We start from the raw sequence: 26895 nt of genomic DNA on the forward strand, positions 1-26895 counted from the left end.
GAAGGCAGCGCCGCTCTCTCGGGGTTTTCTACAGACTGAAGCGCGCCACCATGCTGTTCAGGTCCACCGCCAGGCGGGCCAGTTCGTTGCTCGCGGCGCTGGTCTGGTTGGCTCCGGTTGCCGACTGCACCGACAGGTCGCGGATATTCACCAGGTTGCGGTCCACTTCACGGGCCACCTGCGCCTGTTCTTCCGCCGCGCTGGCGATCACCAGATTGCGTTCGTTGATCTCGACGATCGCGGTGTTGATGGTGTCCAGCGCCAGGCCGGCGCCCTTGGCGATGCTCAAGGTCGACTCGGCCCGCTCGGTGCTGTTGCGCATCGAGTCCACGGCGTGCTCGGTGCCGCTCTGGATGCTGCCGATCATCCGTTCGATTTCGCTGGTGGACTGCTGGGTGCGGTGCGCCAGCGCGCGGACTTCATCGGCGACCACCGCGAAGCCGCGACCGGCTTCCCCGGCGCGTGCCGCTTCGATGGCCGCGTTCAGTGCCAGCAGGTTGGTCTGGTCGGCCAGGCCGCGAATCACGTCCAGCACCTTGCCGATATCCCGGGACTCTTCCGCCAGGTTGCCGATCAGCGTCGCGGTGCTCTGGACATCGCCGCTCATGCGTTCGATGGCGCTGACGGTTTCCTGCACCAGGTCACGACCGTCGCCGGCCGAGGTGGTGGCGTTCTTCGAGGCTTCGGAGGTGCTGACCGCATTGCGCGCGACTTCTTCCACGGCGCTGGTCATTTCATTGACCGCGGTGGCGGCCTGTTCGATCTCGTTGTTCTGCTGCAGCAGGCCACGGGCGCTTTCGTCGGTGACGCTGTTCAATTCTTCGGCCGCCGAAGCCAGCTGGGTGGCGGAGCCGGAAATACGTTGCAGGGTATCGCGCAGTTTCTGCTGCATCTTGACCATCGCCTGCAACAAGCGGCCGGCTTCGTCGGTGCCGTCGACCTGGATGGGGCGGGTCAGGTCGCCTTCGGCGATCTGTTCGGCGGCACTCAGGGCCTGGGCGATCGGTTGGGTGATGCTGCGGGTCAGCAGCCAGGCGAACAACAGCGTCAGGCCGGTGGCGAGCACCAGCAGGGCCACGACCAGGTTGAAAGCCGAGTCGTATTGATCGATGGCCTGCTGGTTGGTGGCGTTGGTCTGCTGGGTGTTGATGTCCAGCAGGCGGTTGAGCACGGTGTTGACCTGCTCGGAGTTGGCCAGCAGGTCGCTGTTGAGCAGGTTCGCCAGCTCGGTCACCTGGTTGTTGCGCGACAGGGTTTTCATGCGATCTTCGATCTGCCGGTACTGGCCGAGCAACTGGACGTATTGCTCATAGATCGAGCGTTCCTCAGGGGCGGCGATCAGCTTTTCATAGACCACCCGCGCCTTGTCGATCTGCTGGTTGCGCTGGGCGAGCAAGTCCAGGGTCTTGGCCTGGGTATCCGGCTCGCGATTGGTCAGCAGGCGATAGGACAGCACACGCAGGCGCAGGGTCAGCTGGGTGAATTCGTCCAGGGCCTTGATGCTGGGCACGCTGTTGGCGGTGATTTCCTGGGCCGCTTCGCGGATCTTGCTCATCTGGTTCAGCGAGAACACCCCCAGGATCAGCATCAACGCGCCGATCATGGCAAAGCCGAGGAACGCCCGTGGGGCGATATTCATAGTGCGTAGGGACATGGTTTTTCCTGAGAGAAAGCGCGTTCCGTGCGGCTTTGGAGACGGGTCTATGTGACCTATCGGTCATACGACTAAAGTCTAAAGCCCCCTGCGCGCATTTGTCGCAGGAACGGCTTTGCGACAGGAGACCGGGAACCTGTTCCATCAATCGCAGTCCCTAGGGGGCGAAGAAAAGCATCTGGCCAGGAAAATCAAGGCTTTGAGAGCGTTTTTCCCTGGCAAAGCCGGGGGCTTTTCTTTATCGTACGCGCCCTTTGAAACTGCCCGAGAGATCAAGAAAATGTTGGAGACTTCCCTCAATCAACTGGAACAACTGGTCAGCGAGCTGGTTCAGCAGAAGCAGGAGCTGTTGGCTGCCAACACGGCGCTGAGCAGCGAACTGGCCCAGGCCCGGGATGAAAACGAAAGCCTGCAACTGAGCCTGATGGAACAGGAAGAAAAGCACGGCGCCACCGCCGCCCGTATCCAGGCGCTGGTGGAGCGCGTCAGCGCAGGTCCTGTCGGCGCATGAGAACCAGCACCGACGGGGTGACCGTCATCTCGATCCTCGGTGAGGAATATTCGATCAAGGCACCTGCCGGCCAGGAGCAGACGTTGCAGGACGCAACCCTGATGCTCAAGACGGCCCTGGTCGATACCAAGAAGAAGTTTCCCACGCTGATCGGCGAGCAGTTGCTGGTCCTGGCCGCCCTGAACCTGTGTTCCCGGCAGATCGAGGCGCAACGCCAGCACCGCGAGGAACTCGACCGTTATCAAGAGCAAGTCAGCGCCACGGTCGAAGTGATTTCCAAGACGATCGGGCAGAACTGAGGTGATATCCCGGTCGCGGGATGGATCGAACCCTGGTCGGCGTCGGCTTGTCGACGATAAGGCCCTTGGGCTCGGACGCTATCGTTGGCAAGTCGACGCCTGCCTGAACGGCGTGGTTCAGGCAGCGCAGGATTATTCCTCGTTAACCGTGAGACTGATTTCGTAAAAGCCGTTCTCCGTTAGCCTGTAGGTCTTGCTCTTGACGACCAGCTTGGTTCCGGCGTTGTTCTCGATGCGCTCGCCGATATGGGCCAGCTTCAACAGTTCTTCGAAGGTGATCACGGGGTAGGTTTTGGCCTTGCCGTCTGCTTTGAGAACGTATTCGGTCTGCTTTGTCATGTCGATCTCTCCATAGGTATGGCGGCGGTCATTTCTTGAATGACGTGCCCATATCCTGAAAGACTGCACACACTTCTTTTCAGGCTGACCGCATTTTCCCACGCTCGGGAGGGCGCTCAATACTGTCAGAAATGACAGTCGCGACCGGCGGTAGCCGCCTGAAACAGCCGGCTCCTACAGGGCGCCGGTCATGACCGCGCGGATATCCGCCGCCAGCTCCCGCACCCGCGCCTCTTCGGTGTCCCACGAGCACATGAAGCGCGCGCCGCCCTTGCCGATAAAGGTGTAGAAGCGCCAGCCTCTGGCGGTCAGCGCGGCGATGGCCGGTTCCGACAGTTGCAGGAACACGCCGTTGGCCTCGACCGGGAACATCAGTTCCACGCCGGGAATATCCCTGACCAGGCTGCTGAGCAACTGTGCGCAGTGGTTGGCGTGGCGGGCGTGCTTGAGCCAGGCGTCGTTTTCCAGCAGGCCGACCCAGGGCGCGGAGAGGAAGCGCATCTTCGAAGCCAGTTGCCCGGCCTGCTTGCAGCGGTAGTCGAAGTCCACCGCCAGGTCGTGGTTGAAGAACAGGATCGCTTCGCCCACCGCCATGCCGTTTTTCGTCCCGCCGAAGCACAGCACGTCGACCCCGGCCTTCCAGGTCAGGTCGGCCGGCGAGCAGCCGAGGAAGGCGCAGGCGTTGGAGAAACGCGCGCCGTCCATGTGCAGGTTCAGGCCCAGTTCCTTGCAGGTGGCGCTGATGGCACGGATTTCATCCGGGGTGTAGACGCTGCCGACTTCGGTGGCCTGGGTCAGGGTCACGACCCGTGGCTTGGGGTAGTGGATGTCCTGGCGCTTGAGGGCGATTTCACGGATCGAGTCCGGGGTCAGCTTGCCGTTTTCCGTACGGGCGGTGAGCAGCTTGGAACCGTTGGAGAAAAACTCCGGCGCGCCGCATTCGTCGGTCTCGACGTGGGCGGTTTCCGAGCAGATCACGCTGTGGTAGCTCTGGCACAGGGACGACAGGGCCAGGGAGTTGGCGGCGGTGCCGTTGAAGGCGAAGAATACTTCACTGTCGGTTTCGAAGAGTTTGCGGAAGCCGTCGGCGGCGCGCTGGGTCCACTCGTCGTCGCCGTAGGCGCGCTGGTGGCCGTGGTTGGCCTGCTCCATGGCGGCCCAGGCTTCGGGGCAGATACCGGAATAGTTGTCACTGGCGAATTGTTGGCTCTTGTCGGTCATGGCCCGGTCCTTGTGATCGATTATGGTGCGCACTGTAACCAGAATTGACTGTGCCGCACAGGCACAGTTTCTGTAGGAAAAACCGGTATTCAACGATCACGGATCACCTTGTGGTGAGCGGGCTTGCCCGCGCTCGGCTGCGAAGCAGTCGTAAAACCGGCCCCCTCGGTCTGCCTGACAGACCGAATGCAACGGTTTCAGGGCCGCTTCGCGCCCCAGCGCGGGCAAGCCCGCTCGCCACGGGGTTGCACTACCTTTCGCCTTGATTATCCCCGCGCGCCAGGCCATGTCGTAAACGCACCTTTGCGTGGCGTGCGTAGGCATTTGACCTGTCTGCGCCGGTCATACCATCACGTCCAAAGGGCACTGCCGCACGGCAAAGGCCTCACCGAGACGAATGGCGTACCACCGCCGCCGGGAGAGACGCGATGTTCAGCAAGCAAGACCAGATCCAGGGTTATGACGATGCACTGATGGCGGCCATGAATGCCGAGGAGCAGCGTCAGGAAGATCACATCGAGCTGATCGCGTCGGAGAACTACACCAGCAAGCGTGTCATGCAGGCCCAGGGCAGCGGCCTGACCAACAAGTACGCCGAAGGTTATCCGGGCAAGCGCTACTACGGCGGCTGCGAGCACGTGGACAAGGTCGAGGCCCTGGCCATCGAGCGCGCCAAGCAACTGTTCGGCGCCGACTACGTCAACGTCCAGCCGCACTCCGGTTCCCAGGCCAACAGCGCCGTGTACCTGGCCCTGTTGCAGGCTGGCGACACCATCCTGGGCATGAGCCTGGCCCACGGCGGTCACCTGACCCACGGCGCCAAGGTGTCGTCCTCGGGCAAGCTGTACAACGCCGTTCAGTACGGAATCGACACCAATACCGGCCTGATCGACTACGATGAAGTCGAGCGCCTGGCCGTCGAACACAAGCCGAAGATGATCGTCGCCGGCTTCTCGGCCTACTCGAAAACCCTTGATTTCCCGCGCTTCCGCCAGATCGCCAACAAGGTCGGTGCGCTGCTGTTCGTCGACATGGCCCACGTCGCCGGCCTGGTCGCCGCCGGTCTGTACCCGAACCCGCTGCCTTACGCCGACGTGGTCACCACCACCACCCACAAGACCCTGCGCGGTCCCCGTGGCGGCCTGATCCTGGCCAAGGCCAACGAAGAGATCGAGAAGAAACTCAACGCCGCGGTGTTCCCCGGTGCCCAGGGCGGTCCGCTGATGCACGTGATCGCCGCCAAGGCCGTGAGCTTCAAGGAAGCGCTGGAGCCGGGCTTCAAGGTCTACCAGCAGCAGGTGATCGACAACACCCAGGCGATGGCGGGCGTATTTATCAAACGCGGCTACGATGTAGTGTCCGGCGGCACCGACAACCACCTGTTCCTGGTCAGCCTGATCCGCCAGGGCCTGACCGGCAAGGAGGCCGATGCCGCCCTGGGCCGTGCCCATATCACCGTGAACAAGAACGCGGTGCCGAACGATCCGCAGTCGCCGTTCGTCACGTCCGGCCTGCGCATCGGTACCCCGGCCGTGACCACCCGTGGTTTCAAGGTGACCCAGTGCGTGGAACTGGCCGGCTGGATCTGCGACATCCTCGACAACCTCGGCGATGCCGATGTCGAGGCCAACGTCGCCAAGCACGTGACAGCCCTGTGCGCGGACTTCCCGGTTTATCGCTGAGAGCGTTTTTGGAGTAAATGACTATGCAACGCTATTCGGGCTTCGGCCTCTTCAAGCACTCTCTCAGCCATCACGAAAACTGGCAGAAAATGTGGCGCACGCCGACCCCGAAAAAGGTCTATGACGTGGTCATCGTCGGCGGTGGCGGGCATGGCCTGGCGACCGCCTACTACCTGGCCAAGGAGCACGGCATCACCAACGTCGCCGTGGTCGAGAAGGGCTGGCTGGGCGGCGGCAACACCGCCCGCAACACCACCATCGTGCGTTCCAACTACCTGTGGGACGAATCGGCGCACCTGTACGAACACGCGATGAAACTGTGGGAAGGCCTGTCCCAGGACCTCAACTACAACGTGATGTTCTCCCAGCGCGGCGTCTACAACCTCTGCCACACGCTGCAGGATATCCGTGATTCCGAGCGCCGGGTCAGCGCCAACCGCCTCAATGGCGTCGACGGCGAACTGCTCAACGCCAAACAGGTGGCGGACGAGATTCCGTACCTGGACTGCTCGAAGAACACCCGCTACCCGGTGATGGGCGCCACCGTCCAGCGTCGCGGCGGCGTGGCCCGTCACGATGCCGTGGCCTGGGGCTTCGCCCGTGCGGCCGACGCCCTGGGCGTGGACCTGATCCAGCAGACCGAAGTGATCGGTTTCCGCAAGGAAAACGGCGTGTGCATCGGCGTCGAAACCAACAAGGGCTTTATCGGCGCCAAGCGCGTCGGTGTGGTCACCGCCGGCAACTCCGGGCATATGGCCCGACTGGCGGGCTTCCGCCTGCCGGTCGAATCGCACCCGTTGCAGGCCCTGGTGTCCGAGCCGATCAAGCCGATCATCGACAGCGTGATCATGTCCAACGCCGTGCACGGCTACATCAGCCAGTCCGACAAGGGCGACCTGGTGATCGGTGCCGGTATCGATGGCTACAACGGCTACGGCCAGCGTGGTTCGTACCCGGTGATCGAGCACACCATCCAGGCCATCGTCGAGATGTTCCCGGTCTTGTCCCGCGTGCGCATGAACCGCCAGTGGGGCGGCATCGTCGACACCACGCCGGACGCCTGCCCGATCATTTCCAAGACGCCGGTACCGAACATGTTCTTCAACTGCGGTTGGGGCACCGGCGGCTTCAAGGCCACCCCGGGCTCGGGCAACGTGTTTGCCGCGAGCCTGGCCAAGGGTGAAATGCACCCGTTGGCCGCACCTTTCTCCATCGACCGTTTCCACAACGGTGCGTTGATCGACGAACACGGCGCTGCAGCGGTCGCCCACTAACAAAGGCCCCATGAAAACTACTGCGCCCGGCAATACGGCGTTAAAAACAGGCTCGAAATGCTCACTTAGTAAACTAAGCTCCGCTTTCTCCCCTGTTTTTGCCTTGTCTTGCCTTCGCTCGCTACGTTTTCACGGCGCTTGATAGGAGAAATCCCTATGTTGCATATCTTCTGTCCTCATTGCGGCGAAATGCGCTCCGAAGAGGAATTCCACGCTTCCGGCCAGGCGCATATCCCGCGTCCCCTGGACCCGAACACCTGCACCGACGAGCAGTGGGGCGACTACATGTTCTTCCGCGACAACCCGCGCGGGCTGCACCACGAGCTCTGGGACCACGTCGCCGGCTGCCGCCAGTATTTCAACGTGACCCGTGACACCGTGACCTACGAAATCCTCGAAACCTACAAGATCGGCGAGAAACCGCAATTCACCGCCAAAGCAGACAGTTCGAAAGTGCCCGGCGCGGCTGTGGGAGAAAAGGTATGAGCCAGGTCAATCGCCTGTCCAACGGTGGTCGGATCGACCGCAACAAAGTCTTGAGCTTCACCTTCAACGGCGAGACCTACAAGGGCTTCGAAGGCGACACCCTGGCCGCCGCGTTGCTGGCCAACGGCGTGGATATCGTCGGGCGCAGCTTCAAGTATTCGCGGCCACGGGGCATTTTCGCCGCCGGGGCCGAAGAGCCGAACGCAGTGCTGCAGATCGGCGCCACCGAGGCCACCCAGATCCCCAACGTGCGGGCTACCCAGCAAGCGCTGTATCAGGGCCTGGTCGCCACCAGCACCAACGGCTGGCCGAGCGTCAACAACGACATGATGGGGATTCTCGGCAAGGTCGGCGGCAAGCTGATGCCGCCGGGCTTCTACTACAAGACCTTCATGTATCCGCAGTCGTTCTGGATGACCTACGAGAAGTACATCCGCAAGGCCGCCGGCCTGGGTCGCTCGCCGACCGAGAACGATCCGGATACCTACGACTACATGAACCAGCACTGCGACGTGCTGATCGTCGGTGCCGGCCCTGCCGGCCTGGCCGCCGCGCTGGCCGCTGCCCGCAGCGGTGCACGGGTGATCATCGCCGATGAACAGGAAGAGTTCGGCGGCAGCCTGCTCGATTCGCGCGAAAGCCTCGACGGCAAGCCGGCGGCCGAGTGGGTCGCCAGCGTGATCGCCGAGTTGAAGGCGCTGCCGGATGTCCTGCTGCTGCCACGGGCCACCGTCAACGGTTACCACGACCACAACTTCCTGACCATCCACGAGCGTCTCACCGATCACCTCGGCGACCGTGCGCCGATCGGCCAGGTTCGCCAGCGTATTCACCGCGTGCGTGCCAAGCGCGTGGTCCTCGCCACCGGCACCCACGAGCGTCCGCTGGTCTATGGCAACAACGACGTGCCGGGCAACATGCTCGCTGGTGCCGTTTCGACCTACGTGCGCCGTTACGGCGTGGCACCGGGCAAGAAGCTTGTGCTGTCGACCAACAACGACCACGCCTACCGCGTGGCCCTGGACTGGCTCGATGCCAGCCTGCAAGTGGTCGCCATCGCCGACGCCCGCAGCAATCCTCGCGGTGCGCTGGTGGAAGAGGCTCGGGCCAAGGGCATTCGCATCCTCACCGGCAGTGCCGTGGTCGAAGCCCGTGGCAGCAAGCATGTGACCGCTGCGCGCATTGCCGCCATCGACGTCAAGGCGCACAAAGTCACCAGTCCCGGTGAATGGCTGGACTGCGACCTGGTGGCCAGCTCCGGCGGCTACAGCCCGGTGGTGCACCTGGCCTCGCACCTGGGCGGCAAGCCGATCTGGCGCGAAGATATCCTCGGTTTCGTCCCTGGCGAAGCGCCGCAGAAACGCGTCTGCGTGGGCGGCATCAACGGTGTCTATGGCCTCGCCGATGCCCTGGCCGATGGTTTCGAGGGTGGCGTGCGCGCCGCCAGCGAAGCCGGTTTCAAGGCGGTCGAAGGTGTACTACCCAAGGCCCTGGCGCGTCTGGAAGAGCCGACCCTGGCCCTGTTCCAGGTGCCTCATGAAAAAGCCACCGCACGGGCGCCGAAGCAATTCGTCGACCTGCAGAACGACGTCACCGCCGCCGCCATCGAACTGGCGACCCGCGAAGGCTTCGAATCGGTCGAACACGTCAAGCGCTACACCGCACTGGGCTTCGGTACCGACCAGGGCAAGCTGGGCAACGTCAACGGCCTGGCGATTGCCGCCCGTTCGCTGAACGTGACCATCCCGCAGATGGGCACCACCATGTTCCGTCCGAACTACACGCCGGTGACCTTCGGCGCGGTCGCCGGTCGTCACTGCGGGCATATCTTCGAGCCGGTGCGCTACACCGCCTTGCAGGCCTGGCATGTGAAACAGGGCGCCGAGTTCGAGGACGTCGGCCAGTGGAAACGGCCATGGTACTTCCCGCGCAACGGTGAAGACCTGCATGCCGCGGTCAAGCGTGAGTGCAAGGCCGTGCGCGACAGCGTCGGCCTGCTCGACGCCTCGACCCTGGGCAAGATCGATATCCAGGGCCCCGATGCCCGCGAGTTCCTCAATCGCGTGTACACCAACGCCTGGACCAAGCTCGATGTGGGCAAGGCCCGCTACGGCCTGATGTGCAAGGAAGACGGCATGGTCTTCGACGACGGCGTCACCGCCTGTCTGGCCGACAACCACTTCCTGATGACCACCACCACTGGCGGCGCCGCGCGCGTCCTGCAATGGCTGGAGCTCTACCACCAGACCGAATGGCCGAGTATGAAGGTGTACTTCACCTCCGTGACCGACCACTGGGCGACCCTGACCCTGTCCGGCCCGAACAGCCGCAAGCTGCTCAGCGAAGTCACCGACATCGACCTGGACAAGGACGCGTTCCCGTTCATGACCTGGAAAGAAGGCCTGGTCGGCGGTGTGCCGGCGCGGGTGTTCCGGATTTCCTTTACCGGTGAGCTGTCCTACGAGGTCAACATCCAGGCCGACTACGCCATGGGTGTCCTGGAAAAGATCGCCGAGGCGGGCAAGCAGTACAACCTGACTCCTTACGGCACCGAGACCATGCACGTGCTGCGGGCCGAGAAGGGCTTCATCATCGTCGGCCAGGACACCGACGGCTCGATGACCCCGGACGACCTGAACATGGGCTGGTGTGTCGGTCGCACCAAACCGTTCTCCTGGATCGGCTGGCGCGGGATGAATCGCGAAGATTGCGTGCGTGAAGAGCGCAAGCAGTTGGTCGGGCTCAAACCGATCGATCCGACCAAGTGGCTGCCGGAAGGTGCGCAGCTGGTGTTCGACACCAAGCAGACGATCCCGATGAAGATGGTCGGTCACGTAACCTCCAGCTATGCCCACAACTCCCTCGGCTATTCGTTTGCCATGGGCGTGGTCAAGGGCGGTCTGAAGCGCATCGGCGAGCGGGTGTTCGCGCCACTGGCCGATGGCAGCGTGATCGAGGCGGAAATCGTTTCTTCGGTGTTCTTCGATCCGAAGGGCGATCGCCAGAACATTTAAGTCGATCGTTCCCACGCTTGGCGTGGGAATGCATCCCGGGACGCTCCGCGTCCCAAGAGCGGACGCAGAGCGTCCATGGCGGCATTCCCACGCAGAGCGTGGGAACGATCAACCTGAGCTAAAGGTGTTTTATGACCACAGCCAACGTTTACCAACAACGCCCGACTTCCGGGGCCAAGGCCGAGTCGTCGTTGCACCATGCCGACCTCGCCAGCCTGGTGGGCAAGGGCCGCAAGAACGCCGGCGTGACCGTGCGGGAAAAGAAACTGCTCGGTCACCTGACCATCCGTGGCGACGGCCATGACCCGGCGCTTGCCGCCGGCGTGCACAAGGCCCTCGGCCTGGAACTGCCCGTGGCCCTGACCGTCGTCGCCAAGGGCGAGACCAGTCTGCAATGGCTCGGCCCCGATGAATGGCTGCTGATCGTCCCGAGCGGCGAAGAGTTCGCCGCCGAGAAGGCGCTGCGCGAAGCCCTCGGTGATCTGCATGTGGCCATCGTCAATGTCAGCGGTGGCCAGCAGTTGCTGGAACTGAGCGGCCCGAACGTGCGCCAGGTACTGATGAAGTCCACCAGCTACGACGTGCACCCGGACAACTTCCCGGTGGGCAAGGCGGTCGGCACGGTGTTCGCCAAGTCGCAACTGATGATTCGCCACACCGCCGAAGACACCTGGGAGCTGGTGATCCGTCGCAGTTTCTCGGACTACTGGTGGCTGTGGTTGCAGGATGCGGCGGCCGAGTACGGTCTCAGCGTCCAGGCCTGATACAGATTCAATGTGTTCGGTGGACTCCAGGTGGCGAGGGGGCTTGCCCCCGCTGGGTTGCGCAGCAGCCCCAAACCCCGAAAACGTGGTCTGTCTGACACCGCGCGATTTGATCGTTCCCACGCTCTGCGTGGGCATGTATCCCGGGACGCTCCGCGTCCCAAGAGCGGACGCAGAGCGTCCATGGCGGTGTTCCCACGCAGAGCGTGGGAACGATCATCAACCGCCTGGCGGTTGCCCCACACGAACAGGAGTCAAGCAATGAGCCGCGCACCCGATACATGGATTTTGACCGCCGATTGCCCCAGCGTGCTCGGCACGGTGGATGCGGTGACCCGCTATCTGTTCGAGCAGGGCTGCTACGTCACCGAGCACCACTCGTTCGATGACCGGCTCTCTGGCCGGTTCTTCATTCGCGTGGAGTTCCGCCAGCCCGACGGTTTCGACGAACAGGCCTTTCGTGCCGGCCTGGCCGAGCGGGGCGAGTCCTTCGGCATGATCTTCGAGCTGACCGCGCCGAACTATCGGCCGAAAGTGGTGATCATGGTCTCCAAGGCCGATCACTGCCTCAACGATCTGCTCTACCGCCAGCGCATCGGTCAATTGTCCATGGACGTGGCCGCCGTGGTGTCCAACCACCCGGATCTCAAGCCCCTGGCCGACTGGCACCAGATTCCCTACCACCATTTCCCGCTGGACCCGAATGACAAACCCGGCCAGGAGCGCCAGGTCTGGCAGGTGATCGAAGAGTCCGGCGCCGAACTGGTGATCCTCGCCCGCTACATGCAGGTGCTGTCGCCGGAACTGTGCCGCAAGCTCGACGGCAAGGCCATCAATATCCACCACTCGTTGCTGCCCGGTTTCAAGGGCGCCAAGCCCTATCACCAGGCCTACAACAAGGGGGTGAAACTGGTGGGCGCCACGGCGCACTACATCAACAACGACCTGGACGAGGGCCCGATCATCGCCCAGGGCGTGGAAGTGGTGGATCACAGCCATTACCCCGAGGACCTGATCGCCAAGGGCCGGGACATCGAAGGGCTGACGCTGGCCCGTGCGGTGGGTTATCACATTGAGCGGCGGGTCTTCCTGAACGCCAACAGGACGGTGGTCCTCTGAGTTTTTTGCTGCCCAGGCGGGCCCCATCGCCGGCAAGCCGGCTCCCACAGGGGAAACGGTGCCTGCCGTATCGATGGATGACCTCTATCGCCGGCAAGCCGGCTCCCACAGGGGAAACGGTGCCTGCCGTATCGATGGATGACCTCCATCGCCGGCAAACCGGCTCCTACAGGGAAACGGTGCCTGCCGCATTGATGGATGACCTCCATCGCCGGCAAGCCGGCTCCTACAGGGGAAACGGTGCCTGCCGTATCGATGGATGACCTCCATCGCCGGCAAACCGGCTCCCACAGGGGAAACGGTGCCTGCCGTATCGATGGATGACCTCCATCGCCGGCAAGCCGGCTCCTACAGGGGCGGGTGAACGCGGTCTATTGTAGGAGCTGGCTTGCCAGCGATGAGGCCCGTAAGAACAACGCAACAACCACAGGCAATAACCCGAGCAATCAACGCGCTGCCCCCTTGGCGGCGCGCCGCTACATAAAAACAACAGCGAGGTGAAAGCATGTCTGGCAATCGTGGTGTGGTGTATCTCGGCAACGGCAAGGTCGAAGTACAGAAAATCGACTATCCGAAAATGCAGGACCCGCGCGGCAGGAAGATCCAACACGGCGTTATCCTGCGCGTTGTCTCCACCAATATCTGCGGCTCCGACCAGCACATGGTCCGCGGTCGTACTACCGCCCAGACCGGTCTGGTCCTGGGTCATGAAATCACCGGTGAAGTGATCGAGAAGGGCAGTGACGTCGAGAACCTGAAGATCGGCGATCTGGTTTCGGTGCCCTTCAACGTCGCTTGCGGGCGCTGCCGCTCCTGCAAGGAACAGCACACCGGCGTCTGCCTGACCGTCAACCCGGCTCGTGCCGGCGGTGCCTACGGCTACGTCGACATGGGCGACTGGACCGGTGGCCAGGCCGAGTACGTGCTGGTGCCGTACGCTGACTTCAACCTGCTGAAACTGCCGGATCGCGACAAGGCCATGGAGAAGATCCGCGACCTGACCTGCCTCTCCGACATCCTGCCGACCGGCTATCACGGTGCCGTCACCGCCGGTGTCGGTCCGGGTAGCAGCGTGTATATCGCCGGTGCCGGTCCTGTCGGCCTGGCCGCCGCCGCCTCGGCGCGCCTGCTGGGTGCCGCCGTGGTCATCATCGGTGATGTCAACCCGATCCGCCTGGCCCACGCCAAGGCCCAGGGTTTTGAAATCGCCGACCTGTCCAAGGACACACCGCTGCACGAACAGATCGCCGCATTGCTGGGCGAGCCGGAAGTGGACTGCGCCGTCGATGCCGTGGGCTTCGAAGCCCGTGGTCACGGGCATGAAGGCGTGAAACACGAGGCTCCGGCCACCGTGCTCAACTCGCTGATGGGCGTGGTCCGCGTGGCGGGCAAGATCGGTATTCCGGGCCTGTACGTGACCGAAGATCCGGGTGCGGTGGACGCCGCCGCGAAAATCGGCAGCCTGAGCATCCGCTTCGGCCTGGGCTGGGCCAAGTCCCACAGCTTCCACACCGGCCAGACCCCGGTGATGAAGTACAACCGCCAGCTGATGCAGGCGATCATGTGGGATCGGATCAACATCGCCGAAATCGTGGGTGTGCAGGTCATCAGCCTGGATGACGCACCGAAGGGTTATGGCGAGTTCGACGCCGGCGTACCGAAGAAATTCGTGATCGACCCGCACAAGCTGTTCAGTGCGGCATAAGCGGTAAAGGGCAAGACGGAAAAAGGGCGACTTCGGTCGCCCTTTTTAATTTTCCGGATCTGCTTGTGCCGGTTGATCGTTCCCACGCTCTGCGTGGGAATGCCTCACTGGACGCTCCGCGTCCGCTCTGGATCTGTGACGCGGAGCGTCACGGGCTGCATTACCACGCGGAGCGTGGGAACGATCAATCAACGATCAATCAGGTTGTGCTGGCGGCTACTGCAAGAGCTGCCTGGCCTTTGCGGTGCTGACCCGCTGGCAGAACTCGGGATAGAAGCCCTGGGCACTTGGGCCACGGCAATAGTCGCGCGCCTGGGCCAGGCTCGCGCTGCTGAACCTTAGCACGCGGGGCATGCTGGCAAAGGTGGTGTAGCCGTCCTGTTGGGTCTTGATGGCGTCGAAATCGACCATCGCGTAGATCAGTTCGACGTCATTGGGAGTGATGATCTGCGCATTAATCGTCACTTGTGTGTACTGCTTGCCGCCCGGTGCGCTGTTCACGGCCGCCAGTCCCTGGCCAACAATACGCAGCAGGCGCGGCGGCCACGCCTCGTCATCATCGGCAGCCTTGTCCGGCTGATAGAGAATACTCAGTGTTTGCCCGTCATGCGTGACCTCGGTAAAGGCCGGGTCGGCACGTTTGATCCGGTGTTCGAGGGTCAGCCAGGCCTTTTGCTCGTCGCTGGTCCCATCGACCACTTCCGGGTCCAGCGGGCCGCGTTGGCATTCGGTCACGCCGAAGGCGATGGCCAGGCCCACCAGGATAATGGCCAGGGCCGCGCCGCCGATCTTTACGTCCATGTGCAGATTCTCCTGAAGGGATACGCACTGTACGACAAGCGTCCGGGCAACGGCAGGGAATTGATCGTTCCCATGCGCCGCGTCACAGAGCTGGAGCGGACGCAGAGCGTCCGGTGAGGCATTCCCACGCGGGAGCGTGGGAACGATCGGAGGGCCGGGGCGTTTACGATCATTGATCGTTCCCACGCTCTGCGTGGGCATGCGGCCCGTGACGCTCCGCGTCACAGACCTGGAGCGGACGCAGAGCGTCCGGTGGGGCATTCCCACGCGGGGACGTGGGAACGATCGAGTCGGCTATTGGCGGATCGGGCAATGCGCCTTTAAGGTCAAAGCGTCGCCAGCGGCCCCGAATACAGTACCGGTCCGGTCGGTTGTCCGGTCGGCGAGCCGCCTTGCGGTTCAAGACTGACCGCCAGCACCACCGCGGTCCCGAGCAGGGCCTTGTGCGCTTCGCTCAACTCCAGCCGACCCTTGCCTTCTTTCGGCACCAGGCCAAGGGACACCGGCTTGCCATCCACCGGGATCGCCCACAGTTCCAGGCTGCGGTTGGCGTCCACCGTGGCCAGGGTCAGTGGTTCCACTTGCAGGTAGCCGGCATGGGCCTGGATGCGCAGCGCCGGTTGTTGCGTGCCGCTGAGCAGGGTCGCGCTGGCGCTGACCGGGTCATGGTTGTAGAACACGCCCAGGGCCACGACCACCGCCAGTGAACAGACCGCCGCCGTGGCGCGCAGCCAGTTCCAGAACGGCCGTTTCGCCGGTATGTGCAGTTGCTGCGGATCGATGCGCGCGACGATGGCGTGCCAGACGCGGTCCGGCACCGGTTGCGGTGGCACGGATTCGGTCAGTGTCGCCAGGGTTTCCTGCCATTCGGCGACTTGCGCCCGCAGCCGGGCATCGTCACGCATCAGGCTTTCGAAACGACGACGGCCGGCGGCGGACATCAGGCCGATCGCGTAGTCGGCAGCCAGGGCGCGGCGCAGGCGGGGGTTCTGGTAGTTCATGATTCAAGGCACCTGCGCAGGCGCTCCATGCCGCGGCGGATCCAGGACTTGACCGAACCCAGCGGCGCGGCCAGTTGTTCGGCCAGTTCCGAGTACGACAGGCCATGGAAGTAGGCAATGGTGATCGATTGGCGCTGCATGCCTTCGAGGCTGTCCAGGCAGCGATTGAGCGCCGAAGCGTCGCGGGCGCTGGCCAACTGGTCGTGGGCACTGGGCGCGTCGTCGGGCAGTTCCTGCTCCTGGAACTCGCCCAGGCGTTCCTCGCGTTTCTTGCGCAACTGGTCGATGGCCAGGTTGCGGGTGATGTTCACCATCCAGGTCATCGGTGCCGACAGATGGGCGTCGTAGCGCGAGGCGTTGTTCCAGATCCGCACGAAGCTTTCCTGCAGCACTTCCTCGGCCAGGTCCGGGCGGCCCATGCAGCGCAGGGCAATGCCGTGCAGACGTGGGGCGACGCTGCGGTAAAGCGTCTCGAATGCGCGGCGGTTACCCAGTGAGCACTGGGCCAACAGCTGCCTGAGTTGATCGGCGTCGGCGGTGGGAATGGGCATTCTCCAGACAATCACACTACGTTGAATGGGCCGCGCGCGGTGCACGTTGCTGGCTGAGGGTAGTTCACGGCACGGGGTTATTCCATTCATTTAAGCGGGCTCGCAGAGGGGGCGCCAGGGTTCGGGCCATTGGCTGTCCGTCTCTGATGTACGCAGGAAGACGAGGATCGGATGCAAGCTTTGTGGTGAGCGTCAGGGGAATGGGATCTTGAAAACGCCGCGTAACCTGTAGGAGCCGGCTTGCCGGCGATGGCGTCCGAACAGGCGCCGCATGGCTCAAGGGCCTCATCGCTGGCAAGCCAGGCTCCTACACAGAATCAGGGCAAGCCCGCTTAGGGAACAAGCCGGGTTTTTTCGACTCCAACGGGCAGTGCCAGGTCCCTGCACGCAGGGGCTTTCGATGACTCAAGAGGTGGTAGCGATGAAGATTTCCCGCGGTGTTGTATTGGCTTCGCTCATGGCCTTCGCCGCCACGCCGGTGTTCGCGGCGTTCAGCCTGAGCGATGCGGCCAATGCGGTATCGTCCATGCAGGGTGGTGACAAGAATGCCGCGGCGCCGGCCAACGGCTTGCTCAGTTCCCTCGGCTCGCAGCTCAATGTCACGCCGGAACAGGCCATCGGCGGTACCGGCGCGATGCTGGGGCTGGCGAAGAACAAACTCAGCGGCAACGATTACTCGCAACTGAGCCAGAGCGTGCCGGGGCTGGATCAATTGTCGGGTGGCGGTGCCCTGGCCGGACTCGGTGGTTTGCTCGGCGGGCAGTCGGGCAGCTCTTCCGCCGTCGGCAATGCCCTGGGCAATGTGAAAGATACCGGTGACCTGAACAATGCCTTTGGCGCCCTGGGAATGAACAGCAGCATGGTCGGCCAGTTCGCGCCGATCATTCTCAAGTACCTGGGCGACCAAGGTGTCGGTGGGCCGCTGTTGCAGAGCCTGAGCGGGATCTGGGGCGCCGGCAGCTAAGCGCTCTCCGGGGCAACTGAAAAACGCACCGGGAACCTGAAAAGGCCCGGTGCGTTTTTGTCCGTGGCATCGAAGGTCTGTTCAGTTCTGTCGTGCAGTGTGCTATTTGTCGCCGCCTGTTCATGGAGAGAGTGGCGCAAGCATGTTGGTCGATGCAGTGAGAATGTCGTTGCACCTGGATGCGGTCATGGGCTTTGTCCTGTATCTGCTGGTGGCGCTGCTGGTCTTTGGGCTGTATGCCTGTCTCTACACCCGCCTGACCCCCCACAAGGAATGGACGTTGATCCGCGAGGGCAACGTGGCCGCCGCCATCGCCCTGGGCGGTGCCTTGGTCGGCTTTGCCATTCCCGCCGCCAGCGCTATTGCCCATTCGGTGTCGTTGGTGGATTTCCTGGTCTGGGCATTGATCGCACTGGTGGCACAGTTGGGCGCCTTTGCGTTGGTCAACTGGGTGATCCGCGGCCTGTCGGCGCGCATCGGTAACGGTGAGTCGGCGGCGGCGATCCTGTCGGCCGCGATCTCCATCAGCGTCGGCCTGCTCAATGCGGCCTGCATGACGCCTTCGGTCTGAGGACGCCCGCGATGAAACGCAGTCAACGTGTGGGCCTGGTATTGCTGGGCAGCGTGCCCTTTGTGCTGGTGGCCTGCGATGGCGAGCAGGTGGTGACGCGCGATGTCAGCGAGACCGTGCAGTACGCCAATGAGCAGGCCTGCGTGGTCGCCGGTGTGCCGGCCGATGCCTGTGCGGACGCGGCGGAGACGGCCCGCGAGCAGCATCGGGAGATCGCTCCGGTCTATGGCGACCAGGCGGCCTGTGCCCTTGATTTTTCCCTCGACAGTTGCATCGCCGATCCACAGCGTGCGCAGTTCAACCCACTGATGGCCGGGTTTGCCCTGACCACCTTGCGCGCGGTGACGGTCGCACCGGGGCAATCCGTGCCGCCGGAGAAACAGGAGGAGCAGTCCGCAACCTCCAGCAGTTCGTCATCGGGTGGCGGCTACGGCGGTTCGAGCGGCGGCTCGGCAACGTCCAGTCATTCCAATAGTTGGGCCAGCCGGGTCTGGCGCTGGATCGGCCTGGGCACCGACCCGTATGCACCGCGTTACTTCAGCGAACCGCTTTACCAGGAGCGCGATGGGCGTGGCGGCTATCGCCTGAGCAGCCTCGACCAGCAGGTCAAGGCCGGCAAGACCTTTGCCCAGGCGCGCAATGCGCGTTTCCGGGTGGCGAGCCCGGCGCATTTCGTCACCGGTTTCTATGACGGCTCCGCGCCACGGGCGGTCAGTCGTGGCGGTTTCGGTTCGTCCCACGGCAGTTGGGGGGGCTGATGCAACGCATCCAGATCGCACCGCGCCCGGACTGGCGAACCACCGCCGAAAAGCTCGGTTTTCACTTCCATACCTTCGATGGCGAGCCTTACTGGGATGAATCGGCGTACTACCGCTTCAGCCTACGCCAGATCGAGGACGAGCTGGAAGAGCCGACGCGGCAACTGCACGAGCTGTGCATGGCCCTGGTCGAACAGGTGGTGGACAGCGAACAACTGCTCGACCGGCTGGCGATTCCCCCGGCCTATCGCGACCTGATCCGTGACTCCTGGCGCCAGGGCCAGCCGCATCTCTATGGGCGGATGGACCTGTGCTACGACGGCCGCGGCCCGGCGAAACTGCTGGAGACCAATTACGACACGCCGACCTCGTTGTACGAGGCGAGCTTCTTCCAGTACGTCTGGCTGGAAGAGCAGATGAAGTGCGGGCAACTGCCGGTCCATGCCGACCAGTTCAACAGCATCGAGGACAAGCTGCTCCAGGCGTTTGTCGAAGGCGGCTTCCAGTCGCCGTTCCACTTCGCCTCGATCAAGGGGTCGCTGGAGGATCGTGGCACGGTCGAGTACCTGCGCGATATCGCCCGCCAGGCCGGACTGCGGACGCGGCTGATCGATATCGAGGACATCGGGCTGGATCAGGCCGGGCGTTTTGTCGATGAGCTGGGCTCGCCGATCGACACCCTGTTCAAGCTCTATCCCTGGGAAAATCTGTTCAGCGAGGCGTTCGGGCCGGCCATCGAGCACAGCCGGACGCTGTTCGTCGAACCCCCGTGGAAGACGATCCTGTCGAACAAGGGGGCCATGGCCTTGCTCTGGGACATGCACGAAGGCCACCCGAATCTGCTGCCGACCTTTATCGATCCGGACCCCACCAGCCGGTTGGGCGCGGGCTGGGTGCGCAAGCCGTTCTTTTCCCGCGAGGGCGCCAATGTCGAGATCCATACGCCGGCGGGCGAGCGGCTCAGCCAGCCGGGGCCTTATGCGCAAGGGCCGTTTGTCCTGCAGCGGTTCCAGGCGCTGCCGTTGTTTGCCGGCAGCCATACGGTGCTGGGCAGTTGGGTGATCGGCGATCAACCGGCCGGTATCGGCATCCGCGAAGACCACTCACTGATCACCCAGGACACCAGCCGCTTCCTGCCCCATGTGATCCTCGACTGAGGTTCAGTCGCGCTCATTGCGCAGAGCGGCGATACGGCGGTCCTTCTCGCTCCAGAGCCGGTTGACCCAGTCCTGGATATGTTGACGAAACACCGGGTCGTTCTCGTAGTCGCCTTGCCACAGCGATGGGTCCATGGCGTGGGTCTGGAAGTCGATGATGACCTTGGGCACATTGCCGCTGATCAGGTCCCAGAAACCCGGAATACGTTCTTGCGGATAGACCACGGTGACGTCGAGGATCGCGTCCAGCTGTTCGCCCATGGCCGCCAGCACGAAGGCCACGCCGCCGGCCTTGGGCTTGAGCAGGTGGGTAAAGGGCGAGGCCTGTTGCTGGCGCTTGGCTTCGCTGAAACGTGTGCCTTCCAGGTAGTTGACCACGGTGACCGGCTGGCGCTTGAACAGCTCGCAGGCGGCCTGGGTGATTGCCAGGTCCTGGCCCTTGAGTTGCGGGTGCTTGTCCAGGAAGGCCTTGGAATAGCGCTTCATGAACGGGTAGTCCAGCGCCCACCAGGCCAGGCCGAGGAACGGTACCCAGATCAGTTCCTTCTTGAGGAAGAACTTGAAGAACGGCGTGTGGCGGTTGAGGGTCTGGATCAGCGCCGGGATATCGACCCAGGACTGATGGTTGCTGACCACCAGGTACGAAGTGTCGCCACGCAGGCCTTCGGCGCCGCGGATATCCCAGCGGGTGGGGATGCACAGGGCGAAGATCAGCTTGTCGATCTCGGCCCAGGTTTCGGCGATCCACATCACCGCCCAGCTGGCGTAGTCGCGAAAACGACCGGGCAGCACCAGCTTGAGCAGGGCAAAGACCATCAGCGGGCCGAACAGCACCAGCGTGTTGAGCAATAGCAGCGATGTGACGAAGCTGCCGGTGAGCAGGCGGCGCATACAGGAACTCTTTCCAGGCGAGAGGGCGCGCCATGATAAAGGCGGCGCGGGCGGACGCCAAATCCGGTGGCTCACACATCCCTCTCGCAGGCGCCGGGCTTGCCCGCGAAGAGGCCCTCGAACCTTGCGGTGCCTGTACGCACGCCATCGTCGGCAAGCCGGCTCCCACAGGGTTTGTGTTGATCGTTCCCACGCTCGGCGTGGGCAATGCAGCCCGTGACGCTCTGCGTCACCCGCAGAGCGGACGCGGAGCGTCCAGCGAGGCATTCCCACGCGGGAGCGTGGGAACGATCAAATCCGGTGGGCCGACAAAAGTTTCACGCGCGTGGGGATACGTTGATTTGTTCATGAACCAACGCGGTCGGCGCGGTCTAAAATGCCGACCCATGTGCGTCCACTCAAAGGTACCGCCCCAGTGAAAGCCCTTCTTGTCCTGTTGCCCCTCCTGGCTCTGCCCGCCATGGCCGCCGAGCCGACCCTGTACGGGCGTTACGAATACATCCAGCTGCCGGAAATTGGCCAGACTTTCAAGGCCAAGATGGACACCGGTGCCCTGACCGCGTCGCTGTCGGCCAAGGATATCGAGCTGTTCAAGCGCGACGGCGAAGACTGGGTGCGTTTCCGTCTCGGTACCGCCGATGCCGACAATAAGGTCTATGAACACAAGGTTTCGCGCATCAGCAAGATCAAGACCCGTACCGAGGAAGACGAGGACAGTGAAGTCGCCGATCCGAGCAAGCGCCCGGTCGTGGACCTGGAAATGTGCCTGGGCAACGTCAAGCGCACGGTGGAGGTCAACCTGACCAACCGCAGCAGCTTCAACTACCCGCTGCTGATCGGCGCCAAGGCCTTGCGCGAGTTCGGCGCGGCGGTGAACCCGGCGCGGCGTTATACCGCCGACAAACCCGACTGCTGATTGACGGGGCGACACGCGTCCGGCACCGTTGCGCCATTGATGCCAGTGCTCGGACGCCATGCCCCATATCCTGATTGTCGAAGACGAAGCGGCGATTGCCGATACCCTTGTGTATGCCCTGCAGGGCGAGGGGTTCACCACCACCTGGCTGAACCTGGGCGGCGCCGCGGTCGAGCACCAGCGCGTCACGCCGGCTGACCTGCTGATCCTCGATATCGGCTTGCCGGACATCAGCGGCTTCGAGGTGTGCAAGCAGTTGCGGCGCTTTACCGAAGTGCCGGTGATGTTTCTCAGTGCCCGTGACGGTGAGATCGACCGTGTGGTGGGCCTGGAAATCGGTGCCGACGACTATGTGGTCAAGCCTTTCAGCCCTCGGGAAGTGGCGGCGCGGGTGCGGGCGATTCTCAAGCGTGTGGTGCCCCAGGCGTCGCCGCTGCCGTCCGGCGAGCGTTTTCTGGTGGATCACGAACGGGTGCAGATCAGTTATCGCGCCCAGGCGCTGAACCTGACCCGTCATGAATTCCGCTTGCTCGCCTGCCTGCTGGAGCAGCCCGAACGGGTCTTCAGCCGCGAGCAATTGCTCGATGCCGTCGGTGTGCCGGCGGACGCCGGTTATGAACGCAGCATCGACAGCCATATCAAGAGCCTGCGGGCCAAGCTGCGGGCGGTGGCCGCAGAAGCCGAGCCGATCCAGACCCACCGTGGCCTGGGCTACAGCTACAGCCCGGGGAACAGCTGATGCCGCTGGGGATCCGCATCTTCCTGATGTATTTCCTGTTCGTCGGCCTCACCGGCTATTTCGTGCTGAGCACGGTGATGAAGGAAATCCGCCCCGGCGTGCGCCAGTCCACGGAGGAAACCCTGGTAGACACCGCCAACCTGCTGGCGGAAATCCTCCACGACGACGTCAAGGCCGGCACCCTCGGCCAGAGTCGCCTGCCCCAGGTGCTCAAGGCCTACGGCCAGCGCAAGCCGGCGGCGAAGATCTGGGGCTTGTCGAAGAACCAGGTCAACCACCGCATCTACGTGACCGACGCCAAGGGCATTGTCCTGCTCGATTCCGCCGAACTGGCGGTGGGCCAGGACTACTCGCGCTGGAACGATGTCTACCTGACCCTGCGTGGCGAGTACGGTGCCCGCTCGACCCGCGCCGTGGCGGACGATCCGAACTCGTCGGTGATGCATGTCGGCGCGCCGATTACCGATAACGGCCAGATCATCGGCGTGGTCACCGTGGCCAAGCCCAACAGCTCGTTGCAGCCCTATGTCGACCGCACCGAGCGCCGCCTGCTGTGGTGGGGGGCGGGGCTGATCGCCCTCGGCCTGTTGTTCGGCGCATTGTTGTCCTGGTGGCTGAGCGGGGCATTGCGCCGGTTGACCGCCTATGCCCAGGCGGTGAGTGAGGGGCGCCGCGCCGAGCTGCCGCATTATCGCGGCGGGGAGATGGAGCAGTTGGCCAATGCGGTGGAACATATGCGCACGCAACTGGAAGGCAAGGCCTATGTCGAGCGGTATGTGCACACCCTGACCCATGAGCTGAAAAGCCCGTTGGCGGCGATTCGCGGCGCGGCGGAGTTGTTGCAGGGCGACATGCCGGTGAGCCAGCAACAGCGTTTCGTCAGCAATATCGAGAGCGAAAGCGCGCGGATGCAGCAGTTGATCGAGCGGCTGCTGAACCTGGCCCTGGTGGAACAGCGCCAGGTCCTGGAAGAACAGGTCGAGGTGCCGCTGGCGGCCCTGGTGGACGAGGTGGTGCGGGCCCAGGGCGCGCGTATCGAACGGGCCGGGCTGCGGATCGAGCAGACCATCGTGCCGGGCATCCAGGTCTTCGGCGAACGCTTTCTGCTGCGCCAGGCCATCGGCAACCTGCTCGATAACGCCCTGGATTTCACCCCCCGGGGCGGGGTGATCCGCTTCACGGCCGAACAGCAGGGACGGCAGACACGCTTGACCCTGTTCAACCAGGCCGAGGCGATTCCCGACTATGCCTTGCCGCGCCTGAGCGAACGCTTCTACTCGTTGCCGCGTCCGGGCAGCGGGCGCAAGAGCACCGGACTGGGGCTGAACTTTGTCGAGGAAGTGGTCAAGCTGCATGGCGGCGAGCTGCTGATCGGCAATGTCGCCGGTGGCGTCGAGGTGACGTTGCATCTGCGCTGACTCTCCACGCAGTCTCCACACAGTCTCCACATTGCGCCCATCAAGGCTCCACACGGGCGGCACAGACTTTCTCCCATTCCAACAGGGAGAGAGACCCCATGAATCGCAGTCTGGCCATAAAACTCGGGGCGATTGCCCTATTGATGCTGTTGTTGCTGATCCCCTTGATAATGATCGACGGGATGATCGACGAGCGGCAGAACCTGCGTGACGGCGTCCTTGAGGATATTGCCCGCAGTTCCAGCTACAGCCAGTTGCTGAGCGGCCCGGTGCTGGTGGTGCCGTATCGCCAGACGGTGCGCGAGTGGAAGACCGACGCCAAGGGCGATCGCTTCCAGCAGACCAGCGAAACCAGCGGACGCCTGTACTTCCTGCCGGAGCGCTTCGAACTCGACGGCAAGGTGCAGACCGAGCTGCGTTCGCGGGGCATCTATGAGGCGCGGCTGTTTCACGCCAGCAACCATATCAGCGGCACTTTCGCGCTGCCGGCGCAGTTGGGCATCAGCGAGGATTTCGCCGACTACCGTTTCGACGAGCCGTACCTGGCGGTGGGTATCAGCGATATCCGTGGCATCGAGAATGCCCTGACCCTGCAACTGGGCAGCCAGCAGCTGGAGTTCCTGCCGGGGACTCAGGTGAGCTGGTTGGGAGATGGCGTCCATGTGACCTTGCCGCGTGTCGATGGCCGCGAGGAAAAGCGCCTGGACTTCGCCTTCGACCTGGCCCTGCAAGGCACCGGTCAGTTGCAGGTGATGCCGGTGGGCAAGACCAGCACCGTGCACCTGAGCGCCGATTGGCCGCACCCGAGCTTTATCGGCAACTACCTGCCGACCCAGCGGGAAATCAACGATCAGGGGTTCAGTGCCAACTGGCAGACGTCGTTCTTCTCCACCAACCTGCATGAGGCCCTGAACCAGTGCCTGGAGACCACCCGCTGCGAAGCGTTCAAGGCGCGCAGCTTCGGCGTGAGTTTTATCGAGCCGGTGGACCAGTACCTCAAGTCCGACCGGGCGATCAAATACGCCCTGCTGTTCATTGCCCTGACTTTCGCCGGCTTCTTCCTGTTCGAAGTGCTCAAGCGCCTGGCGGTGCACCCGATCCAGTACGCCCTGGTCGGCGCGGCGCTGGCCTTCTTCTACCTGCTGTTGCTGTCGCTGTCGGAGCACCTGGGGTTTGGCCTGGCTTACGTGTTGTCAGCCGGGGCCTGTGTCGGCCTGATCGGCTTCTATGTCTGCCATGTGTTGCGCAGCCTGAGTCATGGCCTGGGTTTCGCTGCTGCCTTGGCCGCGCTGTATGGTCTGTTGTATGGGCTGCTCAGTGCCGAGGACTATGCGTTGCTGATGGGCTCGCTGTTGCTGTTCGGCCTGCTCGGAGTGTTCATGGTCCTGACCCGCAAGCTCGACTGGTACGGCATCGGCCAGGCCAGGTCCGCCGTAGCGCTGAAGTCCGATAGCGAGGCGGTCCATGGGTAAGTCGCTGGGGTTGCGTGAGGATCAGCGGTGGGGCACGGAGTTGGCGCGGATGATCGTCGATACCCTCACTGGAGGCGCTGGCTTGCCGGCGATTAGGCCCTTGAGCCTTGCGGCGCCTATCCGGGCGCCATCGCCGGCAAGCCGGCTCCTACAGGGTTGCGCATCACCGCGCAGTACGGTGTGACCCGGATCTTCTGGAGGCGCTGGCCTGCCGGCGATGAGGCCCTTGAGCCTTGCGGCGCCTGTCCGGACGCCATCGCCGGCAAGCCGGCTCCTACAGGGGGCGGCGTGAGGGCTAGGCCACGGCGGGTGTCCCGCTGATCGCCGGTTCGGCCGGGCTCGACTTGAGCGGCCGGGCCACGTTCCACACCAGGAAGGCGGCGACGATATCGAGGATGGCCAGGGTCACGAACAGCGGGCTATAGCCGACCTTGGTCACCATGATGCCTAGCACCATGGTGAACAGGGCCGCGCCGAAGAAGCCGAACATGCCGCTGACACCGGTGGCGGTGGCCACTTCGTTCTTGCCGAAGGAATCTGAGGTGATCGCATACAGCGCACCGGACAGGGTCTGGTGGGCAAAGCCGCCGACACAGAGCAGGGCGATGGCGACGTAAGGGCTGTCCACCAGGCCGATGCAGGCCGGGCCGATCATGCAACTGCAGCCAAGGAACATGACCATTTTGCGCGAGGTGAACAGGCTGACCTTCAGGTGCTTGTGGAAGAACGGGCTGAGGTAGCCGCCGACGATGCAACCCAGGTCGGCGGCGAGGAACGGCAGCCAGGCGAACATGGCGATTTCCTTGATGTTCATGTGCCGCTCGGTCATCAGGTACAGCGGAATCCAGGCGTTGAAGGTCTGCCAGGCCGGCTCGGAAAGAAAGCGCGAGCTGGCGATGGCGAAGAAATTGCGACTGGCGACGACCTTTTTCCAGTTGCCCTTTTTCGCCGCGGTGTCCTTGAAGTGGTCTTCCTGGCCACTGAGGATGTAGTCGCGCTCGGCGTCGCTCAGGCGTTTCTGGTCACGGGGATGCTTGTACAGCAGCAGCCAGGCCGCGCTCCAGGCGATGCCCAGCACGCCGACGCTGATAAATGCCAGTTGCCAGCCGCTGTGCAGGATCGCCCAGACCACCAGCGGCGGGGCGAGCAGGGCACCGAAGGACGAGCCGATATTGAACCAGCCGATGGCGACGGAGCGCTCCTTGGCCGGGAACCATTCGGTGGAGGTCTTGACCGCCGACGGCATGCCGGCCGCCTCGGTGACGCCGAGCAGGCCGCGCATGAACGCCAACCCCTGCCAGCCGGTGGCCAGGGCCGCCGCCGCGCAGGCCAGGGACCAGGCAATGGCGAAGATCGCAAAGCCCAGCTTGGTGCCGATGGCGTCGACGATATAGCCGGCGATCGGTTGCATCAGGGCATAGCCTATCTGCCAGGCGACGACGATGTGCGAGTACTGCTCGGTGGAGATGTTCATCTCGCTCATCAGGGTCGGTGCCGCTACCGACAGGGTATTGCGAGCCAGGTAGTTGACCATCAGGCCGCACGTGACCAGCGCGATCATCCACCAGCGGATGCCTTTGACTTTCAT

The 26895-nt window shown here is 63.5% G+C and carries 25 protein-coding genes and 1 pseudogene; 17 read left to right on the forward strand and 9 right to left on the reverse strand.

Features of this window, described 5'->3' with window-relative positions; genetic code table 11:
• Positions 1-28 precede the first annotated feature (28 nt).
• Positions 29-901: a methyl-accepting chemotaxis protein gene (locus HX851_RS45565; protein WP_439899141.1), complete on the reverse strand. Its 873-nt coding sequence runs from the start codon at positions 899-901 to the stop codon at positions 29-31.
• 30 nt (positions 902-931) lie between these two features.
• Positions 932-1654 (reverse strand): annotated as a pseudogene (locus tag HX851_RS45570) (MCP four helix bundle domain-containing protein); the annotation flags it as partial.
• 280 nt (positions 1655-1934) lie between these two features.
• Here HX851_RS45570 and HX851_RS43505 point away from each other — a divergent pair.
• Positions 1935-2165 carry a hypothetical protein gene (locus tag HX851_RS43505; RefSeq protein ID WP_017128778.1) on the forward strand — a complete coding sequence of 77 codons (231 nt, stop codon included), beginning with the start codon at positions 1935-1937 and terminating at the stop codon, positions 2163-2165.
• Positions 2162-2464, forward strand: a complete 303-nt coding sequence (locus tag HX851_RS43510) for a cell division protein ZapA (protein WP_017128777.1) — start codon at positions 2162-2164, stop codon at positions 2462-2464. The genes HX851_RS43505 and HX851_RS43510 overlap by 4 nt, the downstream gene beginning before the upstream one ends.
• Positions 2465-2596: 132 nt before the next feature.
• Here the strand turns inward: HX851_RS43510 and HX851_RS43515 are convergent, their stop codons facing one another.
• Positions 2597-2803: a hypothetical protein gene (locus HX851_RS43515; protein ID WP_017128776.1), complete on the reverse strand. Its 207-nt coding sequence runs from the start codon at positions 2801-2803 to the stop codon at positions 2597-2599.
• A gap of 174 nt (positions 2804-2977) precedes the next feature.
• On the reverse strand, positions 2978-4024 hold the full coding sequence (locus HX851_RS43520; protein ID WP_017128775.1) for a threonine aldolase family protein: 1047 nt from the start codon (positions 4022-4024) through the stop codon (positions 2978-2980).
• A 428-nt stretch (positions 4025-4452) separates the two neighbouring features.
• On the opposite strand from HX851_RS43520, the gene glyA reads away from it, so the two are divergent.
• From glyA to fdhA, 7 genes are all read left to right on the forward strand, one after another.
• Positions 4453-5706, forward strand: coding sequence for a serine hydroxymethyltransferase (gene glyA / locus HX851_RS43525; RefSeq protein WP_177065374.1), 1254 nt, complete (start codon positions 4453-4455; stop codon positions 5704-5706).
• Between the two features lie 23 nt (positions 5707-5729).
• The gene (locus HX851_RS43530; RefSeq protein ID WP_017128773.1) at positions 5730-6980 is read left to right on the forward strand and encodes a sarcosine oxidase subunit beta; all 1251 of its coding nucleotides are present in this window, start codon (positions 5730-5732) and stop codon (positions 6978-6980) included.
• A 156-nt stretch (positions 6981-7136) separates the two neighbouring features.
• Positions 7137-7466 carry a sarcosine oxidase subunit delta gene (locus HX851_RS43535; RefSeq protein ID WP_177061373.1) on the forward strand — a complete coding sequence of 110 codons (330 nt, stop codon included), beginning with the start codon at positions 7137-7139 and terminating at the stop codon, positions 7464-7466.
• Positions 7463-10480, forward strand: coding sequence for a sarcosine oxidase subunit alpha (locus tag HX851_RS43540; protein ID WP_177065376.1), 3018 nt, complete (start codon positions 7463-7465; stop codon positions 10478-10480). Before HX851_RS43535 ends, HX851_RS43540 begins: the two co-directional genes overlap by 4 nt.
• Before the next feature lie 131 nt (positions 10481-10611).
• Entirely contained in the window at positions 10612-11244 is a 633-nt protein-coding gene (locus tag HX851_RS43545; protein WP_177061377.1) for a sarcosine oxidase subunit gamma, read from the forward strand.
• Between the two features lie 261 nt (positions 11245-11505).
• A complete protein-coding gene (gene purU, locus HX851_RS43550; RefSeq protein WP_177065378.1) occupies positions 11506-12363 on the forward strand; it encodes a formyltetrahydrofolate deformylase in 858 nt (285 codons plus the stop codon).
• A 505-nt stretch (positions 12364-12868) separates the two neighbouring features.
• Complete coding sequence (fdhA, locus tag HX851_RS43555) at positions 12869-14068, forward strand: formaldehyde dehydrogenase, glutathione-independent (protein ID WP_177061382.1); 1200 nt, start codon at positions 12869-12871, stop codon at positions 14066-14068.
• Between the two features lie 216 nt (positions 14069-14284).
• On the opposite strand, the gene HX851_RS43560 is transcribed toward fdhA, so the two are convergent.
• From HX851_RS43560 to HX851_RS43570, 3 genes are all read right to left on the reverse strand, one after another.
• Entirely contained in the window at positions 14285-14869 is a 585-nt protein-coding gene (locus HX851_RS43560) for a hypothetical protein (RefSeq protein ID WP_177065380.1), read from the reverse strand.
• Between the two features lie 326 nt (positions 14870-15195).
• Positions 15196-15870: an anti-sigma factor gene (locus HX851_RS43565; RefSeq protein WP_177061386.1), complete on the reverse strand. Its 675-nt coding sequence runs from the start codon at positions 15868-15870 to the stop codon at positions 15196-15198.
• Entirely contained in the window at positions 15867-16511 is a 645-nt protein-coding gene (locus HX851_RS43570; RefSeq protein WP_177065382.1) for an RNA polymerase sigma factor, read from the reverse strand. Before HX851_RS43570 ends, HX851_RS43565 begins: the two co-directional genes overlap by 4 nt.
• 331 nt (positions 16512-16842) lie before the next feature.
• On the opposite strand from HX851_RS43570, the gene HX851_RS43575 reads away from it, so the two are divergent.
• The 4 genes from HX851_RS43575 (at position 16843) to HX851_RS43590 (ending at position 19871) form a co-directional block, all read left to right on the forward strand.
• Positions 16843-17385, forward strand: coding sequence for a DUF2780 domain-containing protein (locus HX851_RS43575; protein WP_177061389.1), 543 nt, complete (start codon positions 16843-16845; stop codon positions 17383-17385).
• Between the two features lie 145 nt (positions 17386-17530).
• Complete coding sequence (locus HX851_RS43580; RefSeq protein ID WP_177061426.1) at positions 17531-17956, forward strand: DUF350 domain-containing protein; 426 nt, start codon at positions 17531-17533, stop codon at positions 17954-17956.
• Between the two features lie 11 nt (positions 17957-17967).
• On the forward strand, positions 17968-18714 hold the full coding sequence (locus tag HX851_RS43585; protein ID WP_177061390.1) for a DUF1190 domain-containing protein: 747 nt from the start codon (positions 17968-17970) through the stop codon (positions 18712-18714).
• A complete protein-coding gene (locus HX851_RS43590) occupies positions 18714-19871 on the forward strand; it encodes a glutathionylspermidine synthase family protein (protein WP_177065384.1) in 1158 nt (385 codons plus the stop codon). The genes HX851_RS43585 and HX851_RS43590 overlap by 1 nt, the downstream gene beginning before the upstream one ends.
• Before the next feature lie 3 nt (positions 19872-19874).
• Here HX851_RS43590 and yihG read toward each other — a convergent pair whose 3' ends face one another.
• Positions 19875-20762, reverse strand: coding sequence for a 1-acylglycerol-3-phosphate O-acyltransferase, YihG family (gene yihG, locus HX851_RS43595; protein ID WP_177061392.1), 888 nt, complete (start codon positions 20760-20762; stop codon positions 19875-19877).
• A gap of 415 nt (positions 20763-21177) precedes the next feature.
• On the opposite strand from yihG, the gene rloA2 reads away from it, so the two are divergent.
• From rloA2 to creD, 4 genes are all read left to right on the forward strand, one after another.
• Complete coding sequence (rloA2, locus tag HX851_RS43600; protein ID WP_177061393.1) at positions 21178-21678, forward strand: retropepsin-like aspartic peptidase RloA2; 501 nt, start codon at positions 21178-21180, stop codon at positions 21676-21678.
• Between the two features lie 58 nt (positions 21679-21736).
• Complete coding sequence (gene creB / locus HX851_RS43605; RefSeq protein WP_177061394.1) at positions 21737-22417, forward strand: two-component system response regulator CreB; 681 nt, start codon at positions 21737-21739, stop codon at positions 22415-22417.
• The gene (gene creC, locus HX851_RS43610; RefSeq protein WP_177061395.1) at positions 22417-23835 is read left to right on the forward strand and encodes a two-component system sensor histidine kinase CreC; all 1419 of its coding nucleotides are present in this window, start codon (positions 22417-22419) and stop codon (positions 23833-23835) included. Before creB ends, creC begins: the two co-directional genes overlap by 1 nt.
• Positions 23836-23933: 98 nt before the next feature.
• Entirely contained in the window at positions 23934-25307 is a 1374-nt protein-coding gene (gene creD, locus HX851_RS43615; protein WP_177065386.1) for a cell envelope integrity protein CreD, read from the forward strand.
• Between the two features lie 295 nt (positions 25308-25602).
• Here creD and HX851_RS43620 read toward each other — a convergent pair whose 3' ends face one another.
• Positions 25603-26895 (reverse strand): MFS transporter, encoded by a 1293-nt coding sequence (locus HX851_RS43620; protein WP_177065389.1) that lies wholly within the window; start codon positions 26893-26895, stop codon positions 25603-25605.

This window comes from Pseudomonas gingeri (assembly GCF_013385635.1).
Classification (GTDB): Bacteria; Pseudomonadota; Gammaproteobacteria; order Pseudomonadales; family Pseudomonadaceae; genus Aquipseudomonas; species Aquipseudomonas gingeri_A.

What these genes read in the sequence shown, in the direction of transcription:
- HX851_RS45565 (WP_439899141.1), bottom strand. Translation starts at nt 901, where the DNA reads ATGGTCAAGATGCAGCAGAAACTGCGCGATACCCTGCAACGTATTTCC.
- HX851_RS43505 (WP_017128778.1), top strand. Translation starts at nt 1,935, where the DNA reads ATGTTGGAGACTTCCCTCAATCAACTGGAACAACTGGTCAGCGAGCTG.
- HX851_RS43510 (WP_017128777.1), top strand. Translation starts at nt 2,162, where the DNA reads ATGAGAACCAGCACCGACGGGGTGACCGTCATCTCGATCCTCGGTGAG.
- HX851_RS43515 (WP_017128776.1), bottom strand. Translation starts at nt 2,803, where the DNA reads ATGACAAAGCAGACCGAATACGTTCTCAAAGCAGACGGCAAGGCCAAA.
- HX851_RS43520 (WP_017128775.1), bottom strand. Translation starts at nt 4,024, where the DNA reads ATGACCGACAAGAGCCAACAATTCGCCAGTGACAACTATTCCGGTATC.
- glyA (WP_177065374.1), top strand. Translation starts at nt 4,453, where the DNA reads ATGTTCAGCAAGCAAGACCAGATCCAGGGTTATGACGATGCACTGATG.
- HX851_RS43530 (WP_017128773.1), top strand. Translation starts at nt 5,730, where the DNA reads ATGCAACGCTATTCGGGCTTCGGCCTCTTCAAGCACTCTCTCAGCCAT.
- HX851_RS43535 (WP_177061373.1), top strand. Translation starts at nt 7,137, where the DNA reads ATGTTGCATATCTTCTGTCCTCATTGCGGCGAAATGCGCTCCGAAGAG.
- HX851_RS43540 (WP_177065376.1), top strand. Translation starts at nt 7,463, where the DNA reads ATGAGCCAGGTCAATCGCCTGTCCAACGGTGGTCGGATCGACCGCAAC.
- HX851_RS43545 (WP_177061377.1), top strand. Translation starts at nt 10,612, where the DNA reads ATGACCACAGCCAACGTTTACCAACAACGCCCGACTTCCGGGGCCAAG.
- purU (WP_177065378.1), top strand. Translation starts at nt 11,506, where the DNA reads ATGAGCCGCGCACCCGATACATGGATTTTGACCGCCGATTGCCCCAGC.
- fdhA (WP_177061382.1), top strand. Translation starts at nt 12,869, where the DNA reads ATGTCTGGCAATCGTGGTGTGGTGTATCTCGGCAACGGCAAGGTCGAA.
- HX851_RS43560 (WP_177065380.1), bottom strand. Translation starts at nt 14,869, where the DNA reads ATGGACGTAAAGATCGGCGGCGCGGCCCTGGCCATTATCCTGGTGGGC.
- HX851_RS43565 (WP_177061386.1), bottom strand. Translation starts at nt 15,870, where the DNA reads ATGAACTACCAGAACCCCCGCCTGCGCCGCGCCCTGGCTGCCGACTAC.
- HX851_RS43570 (WP_177065382.1), bottom strand. Translation starts at nt 16,511, where the DNA reads ATGAATGGAATAACCCCGTGCCGTGAACTACCCTCAGCCAGCAACGTG.
- HX851_RS43575 (WP_177061389.1), top strand. Translation starts at nt 16,843, where the DNA reads ATGAAGATTTCCCGCGGTGTTGTATTGGCTTCGCTCATGGCCTTCGCC.
- HX851_RS43585 (WP_177061390.1), top strand. Translation starts at nt 17,968, where the DNA reads ATGAAACGCAGTCAACGTGTGGGCCTGGTATTGCTGGGCAGCGTGCCC.
- HX851_RS43590 (WP_177065384.1), top strand. Translation starts at nt 18,714, where the DNA reads ATGCAACGCATCCAGATCGCACCGCGCCCGGACTGGCGAACCACCGCC.
- yihG (WP_177061392.1), bottom strand. Translation starts at nt 20,762, where the DNA reads ATGCGCCGCCTGCTCACCGGCAGCTTCGTCACATCGCTGCTATTGCTC.
- creB (WP_177061394.1), top strand. Translation starts at nt 21,737, where the DNA reads ATGCCCCATATCCTGATTGTCGAAGACGAAGCGGCGATTGCCGATACC.
- creC (WP_177061395.1), top strand. Translation starts at nt 22,417, where the DNA reads ATGCCGCTGGGGATCCGCATCTTCCTGATGTATTTCCTGTTCGTCGGC.
- creD (WP_177065386.1), top strand. Translation starts at nt 23,934, where the DNA reads ATGAATCGCAGTCTGGCCATAAAACTCGGGGCGATTGCCCTATTGATG.
- HX851_RS43620 (WP_177065389.1), bottom strand. Translation starts at nt 26,895, where the DNA reads ATGAAAGTCAAAGGCATCCGCTGGTGGATGATCGCGCTGGTCACGTGC.